Here is a 24,877-nt window from a genome sequence, read left to right as displayed (position 1 = left end):
AACTATCCCGAAATTAATGAACGACCTTATTCATTTGTATGTTATCTAAAATTCTGTTTACGGTAGCTGCAGAACGCAATTCATCTGCAGGTGTATTCATTACGTAATCCAAAAGAATATCTAATGTGCTGGTTGCAACATGCATTCTTGTATCAGAAGAAGCGTAATAGATAAATACTTTTCCATCTTCATCTAAAATCCATCCATTGCTAAAAACAACGTTTGATACATCTCCAATGCGTTCTTCTCCTTCAGGAGCTAAAAAATAACCAGCCGGTTTATAAATCACCCTGGTTAAATCGTTCAAATCTGTCATAAACATATAGAGAACGTAGCGCAATCCGGCAGCGGTATTTCTTACGCCATGAGCCAAAAACAACCACCCATGTTCAGTTTTAATTGGTTCTGGTCCCATTCCATTTTTAGCTTCATAAACGGTGTGGTAATTTTTATTATCAACAATTAATTCTTTTTCGATAACTGCATTTTCTATAGAATCACTTAATCCAAAACCAATTCCACCACCAGTACCACTTTCAATAAAACCATCCTGCGGACGCGTATAAAAAGCATATTTTCCATCTACAAACTCGGGGTGCAATACTACATTTCTTTGCTGTGGCGATGGGGTTTTTAAATCAGCTAAACGCTCCCATGTTTTTAAATCTTTAGTACGCACAATTCCGCATTGCGCAACTGCCATGGATTGATCGTGCGCAGGTGCATTAGGGTCTTTTCTTTCGGTGCAAAACAAACCATACATCCAGCCATCTTCATGAAATGCAATACGCATATCGTAAACATTTGTATCTGGCTCACTGGTTTCAGGAAGCGTTACTGGTTCATCCCAAAAAGTAAAGTTATCTATTCCATTGTCGCTTTCGGCAATGGCAAAAAACGATTTCCGATCGGTTCCTTCTACCCTAACCACCAAAATATATTTATTATTAAATTTGATTGCACCAGCATTAAAAGTTGCATTAATACCAATGCGCTCTAATAAATAAGGATTTTTTTGCGGATTAAAATCGTATTTCCAATTTAGAGGTGCATGGCCAGCTGTTAAAATTGGATTTTCATATCTATCGAAAATGCCATTTCCTAAATCGGCTTTTTTATTATTTAGCGCAACTAAGTTTTTATAAGCTTCTTCTAATTGCTGCTTTCTTTTTTCAAAATCTATCATAAAAAATTCTATATCTTTTTTAGTCTTCTAATTTATTCCACCAGGTTCTTTTCAGAATGAATACGATAATAGCGAGAATAGCAATCGTAATAAAAAGTGGAGTATGCATGCTTAATATAAAGTACATTGGTAAAATGGTTAAGCAAAGCTGAGCGATAATACCCAGCACAACATTAAACATATCGAGTTTAAATCTTTTATTGGCCGCGAAGGTTGGGTCATCTGCAACAACCAAAGCGTGTATTGGTTTCCAAAAGCCCCACGGCCTAACTGTTTTGTAGAATGATTTGAGAACGGCTTCTTCAGTTGGTGGGCTTGCAAAAGTACCAACAATGCACCCGATCATCGAAAGTACAAATAACAATGGCCACCAATACAACGGTAAACCATGCGTTACATATGGCATAGCCAATGCAGCTGCAATACCAACTGCCATTCCCCAGAAAAAGCCATTGGCATTAAAGCGCCACCAATACCATTTTAAACAATTGGCTGCCACATAGCCACCATATAATCCGCCTACTATCCATTGCAGAATATCATTTACATTATTGGCGAAAAAACCCAAGATTACGCCAATTGCAACAACCAATACGCCAACAATATAATTCATATTGATAACCTTTTTTGTACTGGCTTCGGGGTTTATGTATTTTAAATAAATATCGTTTACAATATAGGCCTGTGCGGCATTTAGGGTTCCGCTAAAAGTACCCATAAAAGCACCCAGCAAGCCAGTAAGCACAATACCTAATATACCAACTGGCAGGAAATTATTAATGGTTGCAGGTAAAATTCTTTCGAAATCGGTTACGCCATCTGGTCCTTTTAAATAAATTTGATTATAATACAACAGAGCCAAAACCGTTAATCCAATAACCATTGAATAACGAATAGGCAGCAAAATAATGCTAACAAAGCCTGTCATTTTGCTTGCATCTTTTGGGCTTCTTGTGCTTAAAACCTTTTGCATATCGTAATTTGGCGCTGGCCCTGCAAGTGATGCAAAAACACCTTTCAATAACATCATCCCAAAGAAAACCCCAAATAAACTGAAACCATCATCGGCAATTTTTTTATTGGCTTCGGCAGCGATTTTGCTCCAATCCAAGTCTAATTTCCAGTTAAAAAATGGATCATCCCAACCTTTTGGAACATTTAGTGTTTGCCCATGCAGATGATTCATTGCAATAACTGCAATGGCAATACAACCAATCGTCATAAAAGCATATTTAATCATATCGCCTAAAACGATACTATGCATGCCACCCAAAATGGAATAGAACATGGCAAAAAGCGTAAATACAATCCCATAAAAATGCGGAACGTACCTGGCAGAAACTTCAAATGGAACGTAACCTTTTATATAATCCCAGGGAATAAAAATTTCCATGAATTTGCCTAAACCAATAAAACCATAAGCTAAAAAACCAAAACAGCTAATGAGCGCAAATGCGATAACCACTACATGCGAACCTCTTACCCCTTTTCCAATCGTTCCAAAACGAGTTTGTAACCATTCTGCACCGGTATTTGCATTGCTCCTACGCAACCATTTGCTTAAAAACATCATCATAAAAACCTGATTGAACACTGGCCAAAGCCACGGAATCCAAATGCTTTTTAAGCCATAAACAAAACATAAGGCCACCATCCACATGGTTCCGCTAATGTCAAACATATCGGATGCATCGCTTAAACCAAGCTTGTACCATGGGAGTGACTTACCACCCATCATATAGCTTTCTTTGTTTTGTTTGGCTTTTTTTCGATACCAAAATCCAATGAAAATCATTGTAGCCAGGTACAGAATGATGATTAAAACGTCTATTAATTGTAACTTCATTATTTGATGATTTCGCTGTAATTATTTGGTTATTGTATCTTATATAAACTTGTTCCTACATCTTTTAGGAAAAGTGTTTTTGGGTTATTGTAGAAATCCTTAAAATTTTCTACGCTTGGATGACCCGGATAAGGCGCATAAAAATGACCGGTGTGCGCATTTCTCCAAACCATCATATAAGAAATTTTGGATGCAGCTGTGTCGCTCATTATTCTATTAAAAATCGTAGTAAACCAAGTAGTTTGTACAATTTTCTCCTGACCTGTTTCTGTTAATGCTGCAATTTTATTTTTGGATGAGGCATAATTACAAATCTGCCCCATTGATTTTACGGCTAACTCAACCGATTTTTGATCATTGATATCTTTTAATTCATAATAATTATCGAAGCCCAATACATCAACATAATTATCTCCCGGATAGCGCTCCATATAATTATCTAAATTACCGGAAATCCGATCTGGAGAATAAGCATACAGAACGTTATGTAAACCCTTTTTATCTCGAAGGTATTGAACCGTAAATTGCCACAAGTCCTTATACTCCTGTGCTGTACAAAATGGTTTACCCCACCAGAACCAATTGCCTGTATTTTCATGAAAGGGGCGGAAAATTACAGGAATGGAAATTCCTTTATCATTTTTTAAAGATTTTATTAATAAAGCAACTTTATCAAGCGCTTTAGTAAATTCCTTGTGCTTTGTTCCTCCAGGTAATATCGATGAAACGCATTTAGTGGTATCGTAAAAGTTTTTACCTGTAACAAAATTTTGAACATGCCAGCTTAGCGTATTTACACCGCCCATTTTGAAGGCTTGTAAACAATAACTTTTAAGCTTTTCGGCATTTTGGGTTTGATTTTCTTCACTATCGCTCTTCGCAATGGCTTCCAAATCCCAACCAAAAAGTGACGGATGAGAGCCAGTTATACTTTTAACATCGCTTTTATCAAACTCCCCTTTCCAACCGATTCCATACATTAAAGCATCTTGCTGTCCAAATAATACTCCTTTGCCTGATAAATTTTTCAGATTAAAAAATAATGCTTTTGTTTCTGCAGTTGCTTTGGTATCAATGGTGTAATTTTTTAAGGCAGATTGTTGACTCAAACATACATTAAGTGCAGTAAAAGATAGTAAAAGTAAAGCGGGGAAGAATTTTTTCATTCTTTGTTAATTGTAGATAGAATATTTTTTTAAACCCTTTTGAAGAAGAACTTTGTTAGCCTTTACCAGCTTTAAAAAGTCTGTTGCTGAAACCTGGCCAGGATATGGCGCATAGTAATGATTGTCTTTTTCCTTTTCGCGATAGCCTGCGTTACGCCAAAATAAAACGTATGATGGTTTATTTGCTTCTATTGATTTTAAAAAAACATTTGTCCACCAGTTTGCATCAGGAATTTCCACAAATCCTATTTCTGCAATTGCACTTAATTTTTTATTTTCTTTAGCTATTATACTTTGGATAGTTAATTTCTTAGCAATATCTAATTTAAATGATTCTCCTTTTTCAATTCCTCCATACTGATAGCTATCAAAACTCAAAACATCAACAAACTCATTACCAGGATAACGTTCTAAATACTGTTCCTCAGTTTTAAAATCGCATGGGTTAAAAACATAAATTAGATTATGCAGCTGCTTTTTATCTCTTAAATATTTAACGGTGAATTGCCATAAGGCTTTATATTCTTGAGGTGTACAGGATTTTGCACCCCACCAAAACCAACCTCCTCCATTTTCATGAAATGGCCTAAACAAAATTGGTATAGCTTTGCCATCAGTACCTTTTAATGATTTCGCAAATACAGAAAACTTATCTAACCAACCTGTATACAACAAATGTTTTGAGCCATTAGGTAAGATAGATTTAACGGAAATTGAGCTCGTATCCCATGAGGTTTTTCCGTTTACCGGATTATCCATATGCCAGCTTAAGGTATTTATCGTACCTAAATCGTAGGCATTTTTCATGTATTCTTTCATTTTCGCAAATGGAACACCATCAATATTTTGCTTCTGATTGGTCTCTAATCCAGATATATCCCAGCCAAAAACTGCAGGATATTCTCCCGTTAAATCTTTTATATCGCTCTTACCTGCCTGATATTGCCAACCCACGCCGTAAGCCAAATCGTCCTGATGACCAAATAGAACCTCTTTGCCAGATAGATTGATTAAATTTTTATACAAATTCTTAGTTTGCAATGTTGCTTTTTTATCTATTAATTGCCCGAAAACAGCAATAAAAGACATACACAAAAACATAAAAAACGGAATTATTTTTTTAATCATTCTAATTATTTGGCTAGCATTTTGACATATATAATAATTATCTAAAATACTACATCATTTAGATTAAAAATAATACTATTTTAACCAATTAGTATATTATAAACATAATTAAAATCTTATTAGCATGCCAAACTATTAAAAAACAAATATATTTTAATTATATTGCATCAATGTTCTTTTATCTTAAAGATATCTTTTTTGAACGCATAAGCTATGAATAACATCATTAAGGAAATTACTCCACTAACACAAAACGATTGTTTTACTATTTTTTCAAGGGTAAAACAAGACTTTGATTTCCCTCTTCATTTTCATGAAGAATATGAACTGAACTTAATTTTAAACGCACCGGGTGCAAAGCGAATTGTTGGCGATAATGTTGAGGAAATTTCTGAAATGGAATTGGTGTTAGTTGGCCCTAATCTTTCTCATGTTTGGACAACACATAACTGCAAAAGCGAGGAAATTACCGAAGTAACAATTCAATGGCATAAAGATTTGTTTGATGATAAAATGTTGCGTAGAAATCAACTCAGTTTTATTAGAAAAATGTTCGAACGCTCTGTTAGAGGAATTTTATTTCCGCGGGAAATCATCGAAAAGGTTTACAAAAGGATTTTGGATATTAACCAATTACAGGGATTTGATTCCGTGCTAGAGTTAATGAGCATTCTACATGATTTATCCTCTTCAAAAAGCATGCGAATTTTATCTGATGCTACCTTTAATAACGACCAGGTTTTAAATTATAACAGTAGAAGAATTGATAAGGCATTCGAATTTATGAATGCTAATTTTAACAAGCCAATTACCTTAAAAGATTTATCGAAACTGGTGAGCATGACAGAAGTTTCTTTTAGTCGTTTTATTAAAAAACGTACAGGAAATACTTTTATAGATAGCTTAAACGAAATTCGTTTAGGCCATGCCACACGTATGCTGATAGAAACCACACATTCTGTTTCTGAGATCTCTTACAAATGCGGATTTAACAATATCTCTAATTTTAACCGATTGTTTAAGAAAAAGAAGCATTGTACACCTAAAGAGTTTAGGGAAAACTTCTCAGGAACAAGGGTGTTTATTTAGGTGGCCATTCGGTTAACTGTTAAATTGTTACTGTTCATTGGTTCGTTGGACCATCGTTGCGAACTGAATCAAGGAATTATGCGTTAGCGTGAAGTATGCCCATTAAAGGCAGGCAATCTTTTTGTAATAAAGAACACTAACTTCTGGCAGGAAAGATTGCCTAGTTGGCTGAAAAAGCCGCCTAGAAAGGAAGACTTTTTGAGGCCTCAATGAAGACTTTTCCAAAACATAATTTCGAATTGAAGCAAAGGATACGGGAAAGCGTAAAGCAATCTTTTTGTAAGAGGAAACAAATAACTGCAAAGTAGATTGATTTGCTGGCTGAAAAGGCTACTTCGCGTCTAATAGCTATCGGATGACAAATTCTCCAAAACATCATTGCAAACTGAAGCAAGGATTTTGCGTTGGTACGAATCAATTTTTATAGCAGGATAGATTGCGAAGCCAATGAAGAATTGGCTTCGCAGTGACGAGTTATTGCTCCAAAATCAAAGTCAAAACATCATGTGCTGGAACATCAGCTTTTAAACTATTTTTTGTAGTACCCGAAGATTTTCCTGTCCAGGCATTTTCAATTTTATATACCACAGCATTTGTATTTAGCTGTTTATTAAAAATATCATCCTTCACTTTTTCTTTTTTCCAATCAAAATCTAGTTTTTTCACTTCTGATGAGCGGTTTAGAAATGAAACCGCCCATTTGCCATTACTTAATGGTTTAAACCAAATTTCAAAACCATTCGCTTTTGAATACCTAAAGCCTTGAATACCTAAAGAATCTTGATTGATAGAGATAACCTTCTTATTCGTTAAAATTTCTTTAGTTTCCTGATTCATATTTCGAAGATCATTTCCTGCAATTAATGGTGCTGCCAACATTGCCCACATTGCAAAATGTGCTCTATCTTCACCTGCGGTAAGTTTTCCATTTCCTATCTCCAACATATCTGGGTCGTTCCAATGTCCTGGTCCGGCGTATTCACGCAAACCATCTTGTTTGTCTAAAATCTGCATCACACCCCACGATTTCCAGGTTCCATGATCTTCTACACAATCAAAACAGTTAAAAATATCGCCACTGGTACGCCATAAATGCCCAACAGCCGGACCCCAAACCCATGGTTTATCGGTACCCCACTCGCAAATGCTCAAAACCATTGGTCTGCCAGCTTTGCGTAAAGCAGCTGTTATTGTTTTATATGCTCCCTCTGCTTTTAATCCTTCAGTATTGCACCAGTCATATTTTAAATAGTCAACTCCCCAACTCGCATAAGTTAAAGCATCTTGAAATTCGAAACCTCTGCTACCCGGGCGACCGCCACAGGTTTGCGAACCAGCATCAGAATATAATCCTAATTTTAAACCCTTGCTATGAATATAATCAGCCAAAGCTTTCATTCCAGAAGGAAATCTTTTCGAATCAGGATGAATAAAACCCGAACTGTCGCGATCTCCATGCCAGCAATCATCAATATTAATATAAGTATAACCGGCTTGTTTCATACCCGAACTTAACATAGCATCTGCTGTTTCTTTGATTAATTTTTCATCAACATTACAAGCAAATTTATTCCAGCTGTTCCATCCCATTGGTGGCGTTAAAGCCAAACCATCGTATTTATTATAGTTTTGAACGTAATTGTTTCCTTGTCCGAAAGCTACTGTGCTTGCAAGTATTGTAATCAATAGAAAAAATCTAAGCTTCATAAATTGGGTCATTATTTATTTAATTTTTTAAGTTGAGTTCGAATATAAAGACCTGCCGGAGTAAGCATATCTAACTTCCATTTCCCTTCTACTGATGCTCCTGGCTTTAAAAGTGCTGTTGTTTCATTTTTATCAGTTATGTTCCAATTTGCAGAACTTAGTTTATTTTTTTCCATCCATGCAACCCATTTATCCGCATTAGCAACAATAAACTTACCATCGCCGCTGGCTTCACCCACACCCCATTCAGTAACAAATAGTGGTAATTTTAAAGTAACAGCCATATCAGCTTTTTGCATAAGCACATCCTGATGACTTGGTTCTGAAGCATAAAAATGGAAAGAGTAAGCAATGTTATTAAAACCTTTAATTGGATCTTTCGCAGCCACATCAACATCCTGATCCCAATGCGGGCTACCTACAACAATAATGTTTTTTGAATCGTATTTTCTAATTTCCTGAATAACGGCGATGGCGTAATCTTTAACCGTTTGCCATTCTATTTTTTCGGGTTCATTAAATATTTCATAAATAACATTTGGCTTACCAGTATATCTCTTCGCCATTTTAATAAAGAATTCTTTAGATTGAGCCAAGTGTTGATGAGCGTTGTGATCGTGCCAATCTATTAGCACGTATAAGCCATTTTTAATTGCAGCATCAATGGTTTTGGTTATGAGTTCTTCTTGCTCAGCCGGGTTTTGCAAATATCCGCCATCTGGCTGAACTGCCATAGAAACACGCAATAAATTGATATTAAAATCAGATTGTAACCAGTTTACAACATCTTCATTATAGTATTTTTTCCCTTGCCAAATACTCCATGATAAACTCACACCACGTAGTTGGGGTTCTATATTTTTACTGTTTAGAATTTTACCTCCCACAACTTTTAATGCTCCATTGCGATTAACCCAATTTATATTTTGGGCAAAGCTGATGTTGTAAAACAAAACGCAGACAGATAGAAACAAAAATTTTCTCATAAAAACTATTTAATTTGGTATACAGATGGTATTTTATCGGCAAAAAGCACGAAGCCATCATTTTTAAAACTCATAAAATCGCTGGCCGCCGGATGACCAGGATAAGGTGTCCAATAAGCATCTTTAGTATTGGCCCAAAGTAGAGCATAAGAAAACTCAAGATTCTGATTTTTTAATGCTTTTAGCAACTGTTGCGTAAACCAATCGCTTTTGCTTAGATTTTGTAATCCGGTTTCAGTAAGTGCCGCTAATTTATTATGTGCCTTAGCGTAATCAGAAACGATTTTGAATTTAGCTGCAGCAACACTAGGCGAAACATTTGCTTTCATATCTTCATAATTATCTGTACCTACTAAATCTACATAATCATCTCCTGGATAATAAGTTAAGTATTGAGATTGAGAATTAAAATTTCTATCAGGCGACCATGCGAATAAAAAATTTCTAACGCCTAAATCATCACGAAGATACTTAACTGTGTATTGATACATCGCGATGTATTCTGCAGCTGTACAATGTCCGCTTCCCCACCAAAACCAACTTCCATCCATTTCATGAAATGGTCGAAAAATTATTGGCACTAACTTCCCATCGGCTCCGATAAGCGATTTTGCATAATCTGCAACAATTTTTAATGATGCTTTAAAAGTAGCGTTTGCTGTTCCGCCGGGTAAAACCTGATTTACCGCAGTAACGGGAGAGTCAGACCAGTAAAAGTTTCCTTTCGAAACCGGATTTGCGTAATGCCATGCATAAGTATTTATTCCACCACGATTATATGCTTCAATGGTTAAAGTACGTGCAATTGATTTTTCATAATCAAACCAATTTCCTGTAGAAAAGTTGGTCATGTGAATAAAATCGTGTCCGTAAACAGCAGGATAAGCTCCAGTTATTGTTTTAACATCACTCTGTGTGGTACTAACACCAGAAAACTGTTGTTCATTTGCCCATTGAGTTGTTGAGTTTGTAACACCTCTTTTGGTATCGTCCTGATGCCCGAAAAGCACATTACTTCTTGCAATTTGTTTCATATTATAAAATAGAGATGCGGTTTCATCGGTTGCATTCTTATCTACAAGCCAGGTTTTTACTGTTGATAAACTTGTTACTGAGTTAACAGGCAAAACCGGAGTTTCATTTGGCGTTTGTGGTTCAATAGAAGCATTATCACTTTTTTTACAAGATAGAAATACAATAGAACTTATTGTTATGGCGAAGAATATTTTTTTTAGATTCATATTTAACTCTTTTTTTTAACTGTAGTTTATTTTTCAAAATCTTCGAAAGATATTAGCTTTGCAGATAAATCATCAACAAAAAAGGTTCCCGAAGCTTCACTAAGCGCAATCATTAACCTAAAACCATTCGATTCGTCTGGTACCTTTAATTTTTTAGTAAAGTTAGTCCAATCCTGAGTACCTCCTTTTTCAACTAAAGGAATTCCTTCTCCTATTTTTTTATCTCCATTGGTAAATTCTAAAATAATTACTGCTGTATTCCAGGCATTTGCACCTTGCTCTACTGCATCGATTTTATAAAAGCCCGATATGGCAATTGCTTTAGTGTTTTTAGGAAGTTTAATTTTTTGGTCAATCCCCTCCCATTTTCCTTTCACATAAGAAACTAGGGCCAAACTTGCTCCGCCAGATTTCCGTACTACTGTACTAACCTTGGCATTACCAGGTTCCCAGCTGCTTAAATCATTTTCAAAACCACCATTGCTTATTAAATTCTTTTGAGCAGAAGCTTGATAAACACTAAAAAGCCAAATTATTACAGAAAAACAAATACATTTATTCATACCCTTTAATATTTAAAATCATGAAATTTTTAGCCTCGTTAGCAATTTAATTTATCAATTGAATGATTTGACTCATTAGAAAATGGCTATGTTATTTTTTTAAATATTGCTTCACAATTCCCCAAGTAGATTTATCTGAATCAAAAACAGCATTTAAGCCTTGTTCTTCTTGTGGTGGATCTCCGGAAAAATCATCTCCTTCTTTCCAAAACAATTGTCCTTTTACTGGTCTCGATAGCCCGCCGAATGCCCAGAAATTGCAACCAGCGATTGCGCCATTGCTTTTACGGCTATTTGCCCAAAGCGAGAAAATATTATTAAAATATTCATCTCGTAATTCTGTTTTACTTGATGGAGCGAAATCATGCCCATCCCTTGGCAACCCGAATTCTTCAATTACTAGAGGTTTATTTAATTGTTTTGCAGTATTTTCATGCTGCTTTATGTACATTGAGGTTTTTTCGATAACCAATGGCAAATTATCATTCGTTGGTGCATCTTTAAACCAACCCCAATTTTTTGGCCAAATATGAATGGTTAAATAATCAATATTTTGATGTGCGTGAATCTCCTTAAACAAATCCAAGTCTTCCTCTGTACCCATATACCCTTCTGTACCGATTGTAATAAGGTGGTTTTTATCAATCGATTTAATATAATCGGCAGTTGTAACTATCCATTTTTTATAAGCTTCGGTAGCGCTGGCTCGCATTGGGCGAGGTTCATTAGCCAACTCCCAAGCCATAATGGCGGATTCATTAACATAACTTTTACCTGTGTAGAAATTTTTATGTTTAATTATAAAATCTACTTGTTTTTGATAATCAATTTTGCAGGCATCGCAAGAATAAAATTTACTTGTATAATCACGTTGTTCATCCCAAGTTAATTTTCTTTTTAATGTTTCATTATCAATCTTCCAATTCCAGTTCAGGTATTGTAAAAAACCTCCACTCCACTCCCAGTTATTGCTCAAAAATAAAACAGCATACATTTTTCGCTTGGCCATTTCCATCAGCAAAAAATCTAATCCTTTTAAAAGTTCGGCATCAAAAGCATTATGCTGAGTTTGTAAGGCGGGCTTTACCCTATCTACACCATTAATTTTTCCTTCACCTTCAGAGCCAACTAAAACCCGCAAATTGTTGATGCCTTTTGCCTTTAAAAAATCAAGTTCTTTTATCAACCTTTGTTTACCCTTTAACGGATCTTTTTGCAAAGCGAGCAATCCTCCATACCAATAATTTGTGCCGATGAAATAATACGGTTTCCCGTTAATGTGAAATTGCTGTCCTTTTTGCTTTACAAAGGAGTTTTGGGCTGTTGCTCCAAAAGAAAAAAACAGAATCGCAATTAGTAACTGTATGTTTTTTATCATTTCTATTTAAAAAGAGGTTGTATCATAAATCAATTTTAAAATGGCATCACCTTGAGCTAATCGAAATGCTTTAGAAGCATTTTTATCTTACGATAGAATCAATATGAAACTAAATACATGATACAACCTCAATAATCCATTAATAACTATATAAATCCTAAATCATCAACATAAATTGTACTTGGTACCGCATTACCTAAGCTTTGCAATACAAATTCGGTTATAACGGTTGGGTTACCCAAATCTTTCAATTGAATGGTGTAATCGGTATAAACACCAGGCGTTAAGGTTATTGCAACAGGATTACCATAATTACCATTAATAACCAACTGAACTCTGCTACCAGCAACTATGCCAGCGCCACCATAAATAGAAAACTTTATTGCCGTTAATCCTGATCTAACGACATCAATTGTTGAACCATTGTATCCTATTTGCAATGCACCATATCCATCTGTAAAAGTTGTTGCGATGGCATTGGTACCACGTTTCACGTTTACCGTATTTACTAGATTTATGGTACTGTTATAACCTAAGTAAGAACCCCAGCCTGTAGCGAAAACATCATCATAAAGCAAAGCTTTAAAACCGAAAGAGCCTGTTGAGCGAGTAGTACCACCTGGAGTAGTTACCAAAATACGCGATTGAACAACACCTGCTGGTACTCTTACCTGTATCTTTGTACTGGTTGGCGTACCAACAATTTGTGCCGGGATAGAATCGAAAGTAACTTTTGTAACCCCTTCGAAAATAGTTCCAACTAAAGTTACAATTTCGCCTGAACCTGCTGCAACAGGACTAAAGGAAGTAATTATTGGAGGTGGTTGTAAAATTGGAAAATTGAAACTTGCTGTACCAAATTTTGTGGTAACAACTAATTTATTGCTCTGACTTGCACCATAAGGTGTTGTTGCAGGTATAGAAATAATGATACTTTTATCAGTTAATAATGCAGGATTATAATTAACCTGTGCCCCATTAAATGAAACTGAAAGTGTTGTTAAAAGGTTTTCTCCAACAATGGCGTATTGATTATTTAATCTTCCGGCCACAACAGTAGAGTCGAACTTCACTTGTCTGGTTTCATCGTATATAGAATTAGAATCTAAAGTAACTCTGTGCACTACATTTGATAGGGTATCTGACTTGCTAATAAGCCTTACTTTGGTAATTACAGGCGCTCCTCCTGCGCCCTCATCGGTTTTCTTGCATGAAGAATAACCCATTGCTACTGCCATAAACAATAAAAGCAGTGCAAATTTCGATTGTTTGTTTATCTTTTTCATGTTCATTTTATTTAAAAACATAAGGTACTGGTGGTTGTAATAGTTTAGGGTTTGATGCAACTTCTGTAGCCGGAAAAGGGAATAAGAACTTTGCATTCGTCATGGTAGAATATTGGTTTCCATAACTGTTAGATGGTACACTAGCATCGCCCGAACCTCTATCTTGTTGATTGATTATAGTAATTGCATTTGGATGGTTGGTAACATTAAATCCATCTAAGCGGCATAAATCAAACCAATAATCAAATTCGAACATAAATTCTCTGCGGCGTTCTTCTAAAATATCATCACGATACAACTGAGCTGGTGCGTTGGTAGGTTTGCCTGGCGTGTTGTTTGGCGTGAAATAGCCACGTCTGATTTCTGTTAAATTGCCTAAACCCGCACGATTTCTGATTTTATTAATTGCTGCCAATGCCTGTGCATCGGTGCTGTTTTTTGCACCTGCCATTATAGCTTCGGCAAGGATTAAATAAACTTCCGAATAGCGCATCATATACACATTATTTGCTGATGATTGAGCGGAACCAACACCACCATTATCTGCTGGCGTACCAACCACATATTTTTTAACAAATGTGCTTGTACCTTGTCCCTGGTTGGCTAATTGTGTATAACCACCTGTAGCCTGATTAAGCTCAGGATAATTAGAGCCAACAACCATTATGGTTGGTTTAAAGCGTTTATCATCCTGTTGAAAACTGTATAAGGCATCAAAAGTTACACCCAAAACACCATAACCATCTCCAGTTCCCGTAATCACTGTACTTGCTGCCCAGGATGCTTGCAATGGATTACCTCTTCCGTAACCACCTGCCCCAGACCATTGAAGTGCAATTACAGATTCTTCGTTATTATTATTGGCTGTTAAAAATAAATCTTTAAATTCTTTACCCTGAATATCACTACCGTAAAGCTTAAACTCACCGCTACTAATTACTTTCTGAGCAGAAATTCTGGCATTATTATAATCCTGCATATAAAGATAAACCTTTGAAAGAAGTGCTGTTGCAGATCCGCTAGAAACACGGCCCTGTGCAATCGAATTTCCACTTCTGATTTGAGGTGTAAGATTAGCTTCAGCAAATTTTAAATCGTTAAGGATAAATTTGTAAACATCAGTCACCGGATTGATATTAACCTGAAAATTCTCAACATAATCCAATGTATTTTCGATGATAGGCACATTTCCTAACAACCTAACCAAATGAAAATAAGCCAAAGCTCTAAATAAATGTGCTTCACCTAAAGCGTTATTAACAACTTTTACATCTACCGTTGCAGGAACTTTCGCAGGTAAGTTATTTATGATTGCGTTAGATTGTGCAACAACAATCCACAATGAATTGTATGCGTTTGCAAGTTCGGTGTTACCATCAGTTACGGAAAAATTTCCAAAATTGACTACATCCGATGAATAAGAGCGACCGTTTCCGCTTGCCATTTCAGTAATTGCCCATCCTCCTTTGGTAACCCAACCAAACCAAGGGGCACTGTAAAGTACATTAGTGCTTGATTTTACCTGATCTGCCGTTTGATAAAAATTATCTAGCGTAATTGCGCTTTGAGGTGGGCGATCGAAAAATTCTTTTTTACAACTGGTTACCGTACTCATTAAAAGAACAGCAATTGCAAATGAATATTTTATATATGTTTTCATATTTTTTTTATTAAAATTCTGCGTTAATACCAAAAGTGTAAGTTCGTGGTGTTGGATATCTTCCGCTATCTACATTCGTTAAAAACACGTTGTAGTTTTGGTTTCCAACCTCTGGATCAAGACCTTTATATTTAGTAAATACGTATAGGTTTTGTACGCTGGCAAAAACTTTTAATCTATTTAGCTTTATCTTACGGATAAACTCTGATGGAAGACTATAGGCTAAGTTTACATTCTGAACACGCAGAAAAGATCCTGATTCTATAAAACGATCAGAGTTTTTAAGGTTTGGGTTATCTCCACTACGAGGTGCCGGAATATTAGAACCTGTATTGGTTGGGGTCCAGAAATCAATAGCAGAAGCCAATTGGTTTTGATACAATCCTGATAATCCTTTTAACTGATAATTTAGCGCATTTAGAATTTTGGCACCATAAGAACCATTTAAAAAGATAGATAAATCGAAAGATTTGTAAGAGAAATTGTTGGTAATGCCATAAGTAAATTTAGGATTTGGATTTCCTAAAGATGTTTGATCGGATTCATCAATCTTACCATCGCCATTTATATCTTCAAATTGGATATCACCCAACCATGTACCTGCACTATTATTAATTACTGGTCGCCCAAATTGAACCGGAGCAGTTCTTAACTGTGCATCTGTACGGAAAATATCTTTTACTTTGTAACCATAAAATTCTCCTATTGAGCCACCTACTTGGGTTCTGGTAACCGTCATCTGAAGGAAACTTACATTAATTTTACCATCGATAAATGGAACACCATCTGCAAGAGATTGTACTTCATTTTTATATTTCGAGAAGATTACAGTTGTATTCCATTTAAAACTACCGGTTAAGTTTTTGCTGTTTAAGGTAAAATCAAACCCTTTGTTGCTTACTTTACCACCGTTAATATATGGCGGACTAATTACACCTGTACTTGAATAAGCTGCCGCTTGCCCAACTAGGTAAGCCGGAAGTGGCTTTTGGAAAAGAAAATCTTTTGATGTTTTATTAAAATAATCAAACGAAGCGTCGATTCTTCCTTTAAAAAGACTAAAATCAATACCTGCATTAGTTTGTACAGCACTTTCCCATGTTAAATTCGGGTTGGCAACCTTATCAACTGCAAAGCCGGTACCTAAACCTGTAACAACTGGAGTTAAAGCTGAGCCATACTGATAATTTGGAAGATTCTGATTACCAACTTCACCATAACCAACCCTAACTTTTATATTATCGGCAACATCCTTTATTCCTTTCATAAATGGTTCATCAGATAATCTCCATGAGACCGCAAAAGCTGGAAAATAACCAGTTTGCTTGCCCTGAACAAATTTTGATGATTTATCTGAACGGATGGTTGCTGTGATGCTATATTTATTATTGTAGGTGTAAATTCCCCTTGCAAAAAACGATTCTAAGGACTGGCTATCTTTGTATTCGCCAATTACAGCAGTTTTAAGATCACCTAAACCAAGAGTTTGCAAGTCGTTACTTAAAAAATTCTGAACCGAGGCATCTGTCCCGCCCCATCTTGATTCATTAACTTCATAACCTAACAATGCCGTCAAATTATGTTTTTCATTAAAAGTGTGTGCGTAGGTTAAATATTCTTTCCAGCCCCAAAATGTAGTGTTTGAATTATATTCCTGTAATCTGGCCGTTGCATTTCCGTAAATTCCATACTGATAAGTAGGAACGAATACTCTCGCCTCAGAGTAATTGAAATCTCCATTCACTTCTGATCTTAATGTCAAATCCTTTGAAAATTTTATCTCTCCGTAAAGCGCACCATTTAAATTACTTCTGTTTAAAACATTTGTAACTTGTAAAGCCTGAGCTACCGGATTGATTTGTCCTCCTTGCTGATTTGAATTTGGAATAGGACCGGCAAATGAACCATCAGGGTTTCTAACGGCTTGATCTGGTGCACTTAATAGTGCATTGTAAACGATGCCTGTGTTGTTGGATAAACCTTGATTTTCGTTTGAGCGACTACCAGATAACGACAGACCAACTTTTAACCATGGCTTAACCTGACTGTTAGTATTTGTTCTAAAAGTATATCGTTTGTAATCGCTACCTAAAATGGTACCATCTTGTTTGAGGTAACCGCCAGAAATGTAATAATCCAACCCATCTTTGCCGCCAGAAATTCCCAATTGATGATTTTGCATTACCGCATTTCTAAAAACTTCATCTTGCCAATTGGTACCTTCACCTAACAATGTTGGATCGGCAAATTCCGCTCTTCTTTGAACGCCTGTAACATCTGCCAAAGCATTTTCTAATACGGCATACTGCTGAAGATTCATTACATCAAGAAATTTCCCTTGCTGCGAAACGGCACCGTATCCATCATAAGTTACTCTTGCCGAACCATTTTTACCTCGTTTTGTGGTAATAATAATTACCCCATTGGATGCACGACTACCATAAATTGCAGTTGCAGATGCATCTTTCAATACATCAATAGATTCAATATCGCTTGGATTAATTAATGACAGCGGACTTACCGCAGATTCGCCATTATTAGCCGATAAGCCAACCGTTCTACCGCTTGTTGATTGATTGGTTGCATCTCCAGAAATAGGAACACCATCTACTACGTATAAAGGCTCATTAGAAAGACTTAATGATGTTACACCTCTAACCCGTACCGATGTTGAGCTTCCTGGCGCACCAGAATTCTGTGTAATGGTTAAACCAGAAGCTTTTCCCTGAAGCATTTGATCGATACTTACCTGTGGAACATTTGCAATATCAGATGCCTTAACAGAAGAAATAGCACCATTAACATCGCCTCTTTTCTGATTTCCGTACCCAATCACAACTACATCCGATAAATCAGTTGAAGCAGACTTCAATACAACGTTTACAACACTTCTTTCGCCTACGGCAACTTCCTGTTTGGTTAGACCAATAAAAGAAAACACCAATGTGATTGACGAGCCTGTTGGAACATTAATAACATATTTACCATCTGAATTTGTGGAAACAGCTGTTTGAGAATTTTTGATTAGCACACTTGCTCCGGGCAAGGTAGTACCTTTTTCATCTGAAACAGTCCCTGTAATTTGCCTATTTGTTGTATTCTGTGCCATAGCCGGAAATAGCGATACCAGGAACACTACAAACAAAATACTTGTTCGTAATTTTTTACTCATAATGTTTATATTTAGTTATTTATTTACTAACTCAAATTTAACGTCGATTTGAAGGATATTTATAATATTATTTTACCTTAAGTTGATCCAAAAAGAACTCTTATATCAGGTTTACACTATTAAAACTATCATTATCAACATACTTATCCCAATACTGCATATAATTAACATTATACTTTTTTACCAAAAAAAAATATAAAAATTAACAGAACCATTAATCTGTTTACTGTAAAGCAGTCAGTTTTCTTCTTTTTTATATATCATAATGCAGCGCAATGAAATATATTTGCAACTTTAAATAGTATAATTTTCTAATCTTCACTCTAAACGCAAATAGTCAACAACGAATTAGCATATCTATAAATATTATGATTGATTTCCTTAAGCAACCCTGGCCCTGGTATTTTTCGGGTACAATGATCGTATTCATCATGCTTATATTACTTTTCTTTGGCAAATCCTTCGGTTTCTCCTCTAACCTACGAACAATGTGTAGCATGGCCGGGGCTGGAAAAAAGGTAAAGTTCTTTGACTTTAGGTGGAAGGATCAGATTTGGAACCTAATGTTTCTGCTTGGCTCAATATTGGGTGGTTTTATTGCTACCAATTATCTTAGCAACCCGGAACCATTAAAGCTTTCAGCAGCTACAGTAGCCGACTTAAAAAATTTGGATATCGACTTTGATGGCGGGTTGAATCCTGGGAGTCTTTTCTCGCTGGAAGCCATGAAAGATTTAAAAACACTGAGTATCCTCCTTATTGGTGGTCTTCTTGTTGGCTTCGGCTCACGCTACTCAGGTGGCTGCACTTCAGGACACGCAATTTCGGGCCTTTCCAACCTGCAGTTGCCATCTCTTATTGCAGTGGTGGGCTTCTTTTTAGGTGGTCTGATCATGGCGTTTTTAATCATGCCATTAATTTTTTAGCACTCCTATATGAAATTCATAAAATATATACTAACCGGAACACTTTTCGGCATCATTATGACAAAATCAGAAGCAGTCTCCTGGTATAGGATTCAGGAGATGTTCCGTTTCCAGTCCTTCCACATGTATGGAATTATCGGAACTGCAATAATACTGGGCATGATTTCGGTATACCTCATTAAAAAATTTAAGGCAAAGGATATTTCGGGCAATCCAATAGTTTTTCAGGATAAGGATAGAGCATTTGCGAAGTATCTTATCGGCGGAACAATTTTTGGGCTGGGTTGGGCCCTAACTGGTTCATGTCCGGGCCCAATGTTTGTCAATCTCGGCAATGGATATCCTGCAATGGCAATTGTGATTATTGGTGCATTACTAGGTACTTACTTGTATGGTGTAATCAAAAATAAACTGCCCCATTAAATGTTTAAAAAGGCAAAGCGCTATAATATATTAAACATACATTATCGAAACATACTATTTTTTACTCATGTTAAATTGTCCTTCCAAACGAACATAATCAGAAGATGAAGCAATCATTATGGAATAGATTCCAGATTCTACTGACCATTTCATATTCTTGTCGTAAATTTCAAGATCTGCCTTATTTAGTATAAATTGGATGTTCCGATGCTCACCTGCTTTTAAATGCACTCGGCTGAATTGTTTGAGTTGCTTTGATGGCAAAACAACGGAAGAAGTATTATTTTTCAAATAAAGTTGAACCACCTCTTCACCGTCTATCTGACTGGAATTTTTCAAATCAAATGTCACCAAAACTGTTTGTTTTGAAGGGTTAGCAGTAATTTTTAAATCATGATACTCGAAACTGGAATAACTCAATCCATAGCCAAAGCTGTATAGGGGTTTAGCATCAACTTCAATGTAACCATGTTTTTCTGGAAATCGCGAATTATAATATACAGGCAGCTGACCAACAGACTTCGGAACAGATATTGGTAATCGTCCGGCCGGGTTATAATCACCAAAAATAACATCAGCAATAGCATTACCACCTTCCTGACCCGGATACCACGCATCCAAAATAGCAGGAACATATTCATCCGCCCAATTTAAATTTAAAGGTCGGCCCATTATCAAAACTAAAATTACTGGCTTTCCTGTTTCAACTACAGCTTTCAATAATTTTATCTGGTCGCCTAGCAAATCTAAAGTGGCTCTATCAAAACCTTCTCCGCTTTCCATATCGCTTAATTCATTATCTCCTGTATTAATTTTCGCTGCTCCAGTTTCAATGTATTCCGTTTCGAAATCTCTCGCACTTGATCCGCCAAGCACAATAATAACTGCATCGGATTTTTTTGAAGCCCGAACGGCTTCATCAATATTACTCTGTGTGGTATCTCTTATAGCACACCCTTTTACATAATTAATTTTAGTTTCCCCTGGTAGTTTATTTTTAATTCCTTCTAAAACAGTAACGATATTTTCTTCTGTTTGCGGTGCGGTGTAATCGCCAAGCTGATTGTAAATATTATTAGCATTTGGGCCAATAACAGCAATGCTTTTTAAAGTTTTACTTAAAGGAAGCACTTTATTCTGATTTTTTAACAGAATGATAGATTCCCTGGCAACTTGCCTGGCCAAAGCAATCTTTTGTGTATCTCTGATTTTAAGTTTAGCGTTTTCAGGATTAACATACGGATTTTCGAAAAGCCCAATATTGAATTTAATTCTCAAAGCGCGGCTTACAGCAGTATCTAAAGTTTTTATTGAAACTTTACCTCGCTTAATTGCGTCACGTAAAGCTTTGCCATAACCAACGCCACTTAAATCGGCATCCAAACCGGCATTTATGGAAAGTGCAGCTGCTTCAGCGGCATTATCCGCAACATGATGATTTGCCTTAAGACCTGAAATACTATTCAAGTCTGAAACGACAAATCCTTTAAAACCCCATTCCTTTCTTAGCAATTCATTTAGCAAAAATTCATTTGAAGAACATGGAATTCCATCAATTGAATTATAAGCGGTCATTACAGACAATGCACCTGATTTAACAGCTGCTTTAAACGGAGGCAGATAAAACTGATTTAAACTTCTTAAACCAACATTAATACTACCACCATTGTGACCTCCTTCTGGTGCGCCATAAGCTGCAAAATGTTTTAGTGTGGCAACTACGTTGAGACCACTTTTTAGATTATTTCCCTGAAAACCCTGTACCATCGCTTCACCCATCCTGCTATTTAAAACATGGTCTTCCCCATATGTTTCCTCCACTCTAGACCATCGGGGTTCTCTTGCTAAATCTAACACTGGCCCGTAGCCAACATGACCACCTTGCAACCTCGTTTCTTCAGCAATCGCGGCTGCCATTTTTTTTATTAGCTCCGGATTAAATGTACTTCCCTGACCTATTGATGTTGGAAAAACAGTCGTACCTATGGCCATGTGTCCATGAGGGCATTCTTCTGAAAGTAATATCGGAATGCCTAAATGTGTATTTTCTATAGCATATTTTTGAATTGCATTAGTGGCCTTTGCCGCTAATTCAGGATTTAAACCATTAGCTAATGTTTTTTTTGTCCATGGATCCGCCCTAAGCGTTGCCCAAAGCATGCCAGTATATTCTTCTTTAAGCAACTTTTTAAACGTTTCACTCACCTCTACCCCAGTTTCGGTTTTGGTATACATTGGCCAGCCTAGTGGCATTGATATCTGCCCTACCTTTTCTTCAACAGTCATCCTGGAAAGCAAATCTTTAATTCTACTTTCTACAGAAGCTTTTGAATTTTTATATAATGGAAGATTTGTTTTTGATTGCGCAAAACTCTTCGCACTAAAAACCGAAACGGCTAGTACCAGGCAAAATATTGTTTTTATATTTTTCTTCATGTTGAATAAAACTACGCCCAGGCTTTTCTTAGAAAACGCAACCAATTGCCATGCATCAGGTTTTCTATATCGGTATCGTTATAACCTCTTTTTCTGAATAAATCAGGGATTTTTTGCAAATCGGCAATGGTTTCCAAATCATAAGGGCATTGCTCTGTACCGAAAGCGCCATCTAAATCAGAACCGATTCCAACATGCTCCGCATTTCCTGCAAGCTGACAGATATGATCAATATGATTAATCATCACATCAAGATTACAATTCATTGCTTTCGGCTGGGAAATACCTCTTTGCCAGTTAGGAACCATCATCCAGGCATCTAAAGCACCGCCGATTACAGCACCTCTATCAATCAATTCCTTAATTTGTTCATCACTATACTGACGATTATGGTTAACCAAACTGCGACAATTGTTGTGTGATGCCCACACAGGACCACTAAAACGACTCATTGCATCCCAGAAACTATCGTCGCACAAATGTGTAGCATCCAGAATGATGTTTAATCGTTCCATTTCCTTGAGCAAATCATGCCCAATGGAAGTCATTTTTCCAGTTGCATCTGTTCCTTGAGCATAACGCCCGGGTCCATAATGCGCAGGGCCAACCGCTCTTAGGCCATTTTGCCAAGCCTTTTCTAAATGATCAACGGTTACAAAAGAATCGGCACCCTCCAAGCTTAAAATATAACCTACGGACTTTTTATCATTCGCTTGCCCGCTGTTCCATAAAGCCAAATGTTCATCCAGTGTTTCCAGATTATTAACCTGAAACATTTCGCCTTTATCTTCCATCGCTTTATACCAGGCCAGTTGACCTTGTGTTTGCGCCCATGCCTGTTCGGGCGAATGCCAGCCCGGCAAATGATTATCCGGCGCTACGTAACGGGCAATTTGTGTGGCCACAACCAGACCAATATTTCCTTTTCGTAGTTCAGGAAGGGAAACAGTTGCCAATCCGCGGTCAGGTTTATCGGTTAATCCAATTTCCCTTGTATTGATATCGCTAACATTTTTTGTTAAATCGCGATTCCATTCCAGGGCGTTCATACTTAAATCTAAATGAGCATCTATGGTAAACATGGCTAAATATTAAATGGTAATTTTTCTTTTTCTGGAGATGATTTCCCAGTGTTGAATAGACTTATCGGAAATTAAACAAATCGCTTTTTCATGCAGTGCAACGGTTGGACAGATGTGATATGGCAAGCCATAAAGCACATCACCAATATTATAATTTTCGGGTTCATCCGTACTTAAAACCAAATGTTCTTCACTCTGGCTCTGAACTTCTAAATTTGGGGCATTAATAAAAAATACCCGATTGTTTAACGCCTTTTCGGCGGCAACTGCTTTATGCCCTAAATCCGTACATACTAATCCATTTACAGGTTTAGAAACAATTCGGCTAGCTACAAGTGCCGCAATACTAAATTTTTGCTCAGGATAAGCATCCTGATAGCCCTTATCCCAAAGAATAAAAGTTCCTGGGCTGCATTCGAAGTCCGTTTCATCAGCATAAATTGGAAAAGTTGGCGTTCCACCTGCAATAATGCTTAATTTATTTCCATTAATGCTTTCAAATTCTTCTTTTAAACGTTTGAGCCAAGTAATAATTGGTTCAGATTTTTGTTTACGTATCTCCATGGAGGCATCATGAATATGCCCGTCGTAAGTGTGTAAACCTCTTACATTTATATTAAAAATGGAAATTAATAACTTAAACAAAATTGAAGCGAATTCTGGCAAAATTCCTGTTCGGTTCATACCAACGTTTAAATCCATGTAAACATCCACTGTAGTATATTCTGACGATGCTTTTTTTGCCAGTTTTTGAGCAATTTGCAGATTATCAACCAGGCAACTAAAATGTGTATTACTATATTTACGCTTAAGTTTAAAGAAACGGTTAATGTTTTCTCCAACTGGCTGGTAAGCCAATAATACATCTTTAGCATTTGCCATTCCAAGCATTTCTGCTTCGGCAATCGTAGCACATTTAAATTTATTAATGCCTTCAGCAATAAGCATATTGGTAGTTTCTAAACACTTATGCGTTTTAACGTGAGGGCGAAGCCTATCCACATCATTAACCATACCTTTAAGTATTTTAATGTTTTGAAGGATGCGTTCCTGATAAAAAATAACTGCAGGTGTTTCTATGCTTTCCTCATCAGACAATAAATACCAGTTTTCTTGTTGCATAAGATTTTAAAATAGTTCGAAAAGTGCTTCAATCTCAACGGGAATATTATCAGGCAAAGAGCCAAAACCTACAGCACTTCTTACCCCAATACCATTTTCTTCGCCCCAAATTTTAGCAAAAAGTTCGCTGCAGCCATTAATGATGAACGGATGTTTTTCAAATTCCGGCGTACAATTTACCATACCCAAAACCTTAATAACACGTTTAACTTTATTCAGGCTTCCAATGTTGGATTTTATGGTTGATAACATGGTTAAACCAACCTGTAAGGCAGCAAGTTTACCTTCTTCCTGAGTTAAATCCGATCCAATTCTTCCAATGATCAGAGATTTATCATCCTGAACGGGACCATGACCACTTAAATACAGGTATTTTCCATCAACTAAACAGGGCTTGTAAACACCAAGCGGTGCCGGAGCAGGTGGTAAGTTTAGTTTTAATTGTTCGAAGCGTTCGTCGGGAGTTAAATTTTCCATTTT

The 24,877-nt window shown here is 36.5% G+C and carries 19 protein-coding genes; 3 read left to right on the top strand and 16 right to left on the bottom strand.

What is annotated here, in order from left to right:
* Positions 1-13: 13 nt before the first annotated feature.
* The 4 genes from IEV50_RS08725 to IEV50_RS08710 are packed head-to-tail and all read right to left on the bottom strand — an operon-like array spanning position 14 to position 5,326.
* Positions 14-1,186 (bottom strand): glycoside hydrolase family 130 protein, encoded by a 1,173-nt coding sequence (locus tag IEV50_RS08725; RefSeq protein ID WP_188413149.1) that lies wholly within the window; start codon positions 1,184-1,186, stop codon positions 14-16.
* Positions 1,187-1,205: 19 nt separating this feature from the next.
* Positions 1,206-3,032: a sodium:solute symporter family protein gene (locus IEV50_RS08720; RefSeq protein WP_188413147.1), complete on the bottom strand. Its 1,827-nt coding sequence runs from the start codon at positions 3,030-3,032 to the stop codon at positions 1,206-1,208.
* Between the two features lie 29 nt (positions 3,033-3,061).
* Positions 3,062-4,198: a glycoside hydrolase family 26 protein gene (locus IEV50_RS08715; RefSeq protein ID WP_188413145.1), complete on the bottom strand. Its 1,137-nt coding sequence runs from the start codon at positions 4,196-4,198 to the stop codon at positions 3,062-3,064.
* A gap of 6 nt (positions 4,199-4,204) precedes the next feature.
* On the bottom strand, positions 4,205-5,326 hold the full coding sequence (locus IEV50_RS08710; protein ID WP_188413143.1) for a glycoside hydrolase family 26 protein: 1,122 nt from the start codon (positions 5,324-5,326) through the stop codon (positions 4,205-4,207).
* 213 nt (positions 5,327-5,539) lie between these two features.
* On the opposite strand from IEV50_RS08710, the gene IEV50_RS08705 reads away from it, so the two are divergent.
* Positions 5,540-6,415 (top strand): AraC family transcriptional regulator, encoded by an 876-nt coding sequence (locus IEV50_RS08705; protein WP_188413141.1) that lies wholly within the window; start codon positions 5,540-5,542, stop codon positions 6,413-6,415.
* Between the two features lie 474 nt (positions 6,416-6,889).
* On the opposite strand, the gene IEV50_RS08700 is transcribed toward IEV50_RS08705, so the two are convergent.
* The 8 genes from IEV50_RS08700 to IEV50_RS08665 all read right to left on the bottom strand — a co-directional run bounded on the left by IEV50_RS08700 (position 6,890) and on the right by IEV50_RS08665 (position 18,408).
* Positions 6,890-8,122 (bottom strand): glycoside hydrolase family 27 protein, encoded by a 1,233-nt coding sequence (locus IEV50_RS08700; protein WP_188413139.1) that lies wholly within the window; start codon positions 8,120-8,122, stop codon positions 6,890-6,892.
* Between the two features lie 11 nt (positions 8,123-8,133).
* Complete coding sequence (locus tag IEV50_RS08695) at positions 8,134-9,108, bottom strand: glycoside hydrolase family 5 protein (RefSeq protein WP_188413137.1); 975 nt, start codon at positions 9,106-9,108, stop codon at positions 8,134-8,136.
* Between the two features lie 5 nt (positions 9,109-9,113).
* Positions 9,114-10,349 carry a glycoside hydrolase family 26 protein gene (locus IEV50_RS08690; protein ID WP_188413135.1) on the bottom strand — a complete coding sequence of 412 codons (1,236 nt, stop codon included), beginning with the start codon at positions 10,347-10,349 and terminating at the stop codon, positions 9,114-9,116.
* 26 nt (positions 10,350-10,375) lie between these two features.
* The gene (locus IEV50_RS08685) at positions 10,376-10,912 is read right to left on the bottom strand and encodes a carbohydrate binding domain-containing protein (RefSeq protein WP_188413133.1); all 537 of its coding nucleotides are present in this window, start codon (positions 10,910-10,912) and stop codon (positions 10,376-10,378) included.
* Between the two features lie 91 nt (positions 10,913-11,003).
* Entirely contained in the window at positions 11,004-12,290 is a 1,287-nt protein-coding gene (locus IEV50_RS08680) for a glycoside hydrolase 5 family protein (protein WP_188413131.1), read from the bottom strand.
* 146 nt (positions 12,291-12,436) lie between these two features.
* Positions 12,437-13,576 (bottom strand): IPT/TIG domain-containing protein, encoded by a 1,140-nt coding sequence (locus IEV50_RS08675; protein WP_188413129.1) that lies wholly within the window; start codon positions 13,574-13,576, stop codon positions 12,437-12,439.
* Between the two features lie 7 nt (positions 13,577-13,583).
* Positions 13,584-15,236, bottom strand: a complete 1,653-nt coding sequence (locus IEV50_RS08670; RefSeq protein ID WP_188413127.1) for a RagB/SusD family nutrient uptake outer membrane protein — start codon at positions 15,234-15,236, stop codon at positions 13,584-13,586.
* A gap of 10 nt (positions 15,237-15,246) precedes the next feature.
* Entirely contained in the window at positions 15,247-18,408 is a 3,162-nt protein-coding gene (locus IEV50_RS08665; protein ID WP_188413125.1) for a SusC/RagA family TonB-linked outer membrane protein, read from the bottom strand.
* 368 nt (positions 18,409-18,776) lie between these two features.
* Between IEV50_RS08665 and IEV50_RS08660 the strand changes: the two genes are divergently transcribed.
* Positions 18,777-19,334 (top strand): YeeE/YedE family protein, encoded by a 558-nt coding sequence (locus IEV50_RS08660; protein WP_188413123.1) that lies wholly within the window; start codon positions 18,777-18,779, stop codon positions 19,332-19,334.
* 9 nt (positions 19,335-19,343) lie between these two features.
* Complete coding sequence (locus tag IEV50_RS08655) at positions 19,344-19,757, top strand: DUF6691 family protein (RefSeq protein WP_188413121.1); 414 nt, start codon at positions 19,344-19,346, stop codon at positions 19,755-19,757.
* Positions 19,758-19,811: 54 nt separating this feature from the next.
* Here the strand turns inward: IEV50_RS08655 and IEV50_RS08650 are convergent, their stop codons facing one another.
* The 4 genes from IEV50_RS08650 to IEV50_RS08635 are packed head-to-tail and all read right to left on the bottom strand — an operon-like array spanning position 19,812 to position 24,874.
* Positions 19,812-22,193, bottom strand: coding sequence for a glycoside hydrolase family 3 N-terminal domain-containing protein (locus IEV50_RS08650; protein WP_188413120.1), 2,382 nt, complete (start codon positions 22,191-22,193; stop codon positions 19,812-19,814).
* Between the two features lie 11 nt (positions 22,194-22,204).
* On the bottom strand, positions 22,205-23,275 hold the full coding sequence (locus IEV50_RS08645; RefSeq protein ID WP_188413118.1) for a dipeptidase: 1,071 nt from the start codon (positions 23,273-23,275) through the stop codon (positions 22,205-22,207).
* 9 nt (positions 23,276-23,284) lie between these two features.
* A complete protein-coding gene (locus IEV50_RS08640) occupies positions 23,285-24,397 on the bottom strand; it encodes a D-TA family PLP-dependent enzyme (RefSeq protein ID WP_188413116.1) in 1,113 nt (370 codons plus the stop codon).
* 6 nt (positions 24,398-24,403) lie between these two features.
* Positions 24,404-24,874 carry a RidA family protein gene (locus IEV50_RS08635; protein WP_188413114.1) on the bottom strand — a complete coding sequence of 157 codons (471 nt, stop codon included), beginning with the start codon at positions 24,872-24,874 and terminating at the stop codon, positions 24,404-24,406.
* Between the last annotated feature and the right edge of the window lie 3 nt (positions 24,875-24,877).

The sequence above is a fragment of the Pedobacter mendelii genome, assembly GCF_014635725.1.
Classification (GTDB): Bacteria; Bacteroidota; Bacteroidia; order Sphingobacteriales; family Sphingobacteriaceae; genus Pedobacter; species Pedobacter mendelii.
The sequence above is the reverse complement of the archived record's forward strand: the minus strand, read 5'-3'. Positions and strand labels throughout refer to the sequence as shown.

Coding starts and splice junctions, on each gene's coding strand:
- IEV50_RS08725 (WP_188413149.1), bottom strand. CDS start 1,186: ATGATAGATTTTGAAAAAAGAAAGCAGCAATTAGAAGAAGCTTATAAA.
- IEV50_RS08720 (WP_188413147.1), bottom strand. CDS start 3,032: ATGAAGTTACAATTAATAGACGTTTTAATCATCATTCTGTACCTGGCT.
- IEV50_RS08715 (WP_188413145.1), bottom strand. CDS start 4,198: ATGAAAAAATTCTTCCCCGCTTTACTTTTACTATCTTTTACTGCACTT.
- IEV50_RS08710 (WP_188413143.1), bottom strand. CDS start 5,326: ATGATTAAAAAAATAATTCCGTTTTTTATGTTTTTGTGTATGTCTTTT.
- IEV50_RS08705 (WP_188413141.1), top strand. CDS start 5,540: ATGAATAACATCATTAAGGAAATTACTCCACTAACACAAAACGATTGT.
- IEV50_RS08700 (WP_188413139.1), bottom strand. CDS start 8,122: ATGAAGCTTAGATTTTTTCTATTGATTACAATACTTGCAAGCACAGTA.
- IEV50_RS08695 (WP_188413137.1), bottom strand. CDS start 9,108: ATGAGAAAATTTTTGTTTCTATCTGTCTGCGTTTTGTTTTACAACATC.
- IEV50_RS08690 (WP_188413135.1), bottom strand. CDS start 10,349: ATGAATCTAAAAAAAATATTCTTCGCCATAACAATAAGTTCTATTGTA.
- IEV50_RS08685 (WP_188413133.1), bottom strand. CDS start 10,912: ATGAATAAATGTATTTGTTTTTCTGTAATAATTTGGCTTTTTAGTGTT.
- IEV50_RS08680 (WP_188413131.1), bottom strand. CDS start 12,290: ATGATAAAAAACATACAGTTACTAATTGCGATTCTGTTTTTTTCTTTT.
- IEV50_RS08675 (WP_188413129.1), bottom strand. CDS start 13,576: ATGAAAAAGATAAACAAACAATCGAAATTTGCACTGCTTTTATTGTTT.
- IEV50_RS08670 (WP_188413127.1), bottom strand. CDS start 15,236: ATGAAAACATATATAAAATATTCATTTGCAATTGCTGTTCTTTTAATG.
- IEV50_RS08665 (WP_188413125.1), bottom strand. CDS start 18,408: ATGAGTAAAAAATTACGAACAAGTATTTTGTTTGTAGTGTTCCTGGTA.
- IEV50_RS08660 (WP_188413123.1), top strand. CDS start 18,777: ATGATTGATTTCCTTAAGCAACCCTGGCCCTGGTATTTTTCGGGTACA.
- IEV50_RS08655 (WP_188413121.1), top strand. CDS start 19,344: ATGAAATTCATAAAATATATACTAACCGGAACACTTTTCGGCATCATT.
- IEV50_RS08650 (WP_188413120.1), bottom strand. CDS start 22,193: ATGAAGAAAAATATAAAAACAATATTTTGCCTGGTACTAGCCGTTTCG.
- IEV50_RS08645 (WP_188413118.1), bottom strand. CDS start 23,275: ATGTTTACCATAGATGCTCATTTAGATTTAAGTATGAACGCCCTGGAA.
- IEV50_RS08640 (WP_188413116.1), bottom strand. CDS start 24,397: ATGCAACAAGAAAACTGGTATTTATTGTCTGATGAGGAAAGCATAGAA.
- IEV50_RS08635 (WP_188413114.1), bottom strand. CDS start 24,874: ATGGAAAATTTAACTCCCGACGAACGCTTCGAACAATTAAAACTAAAC.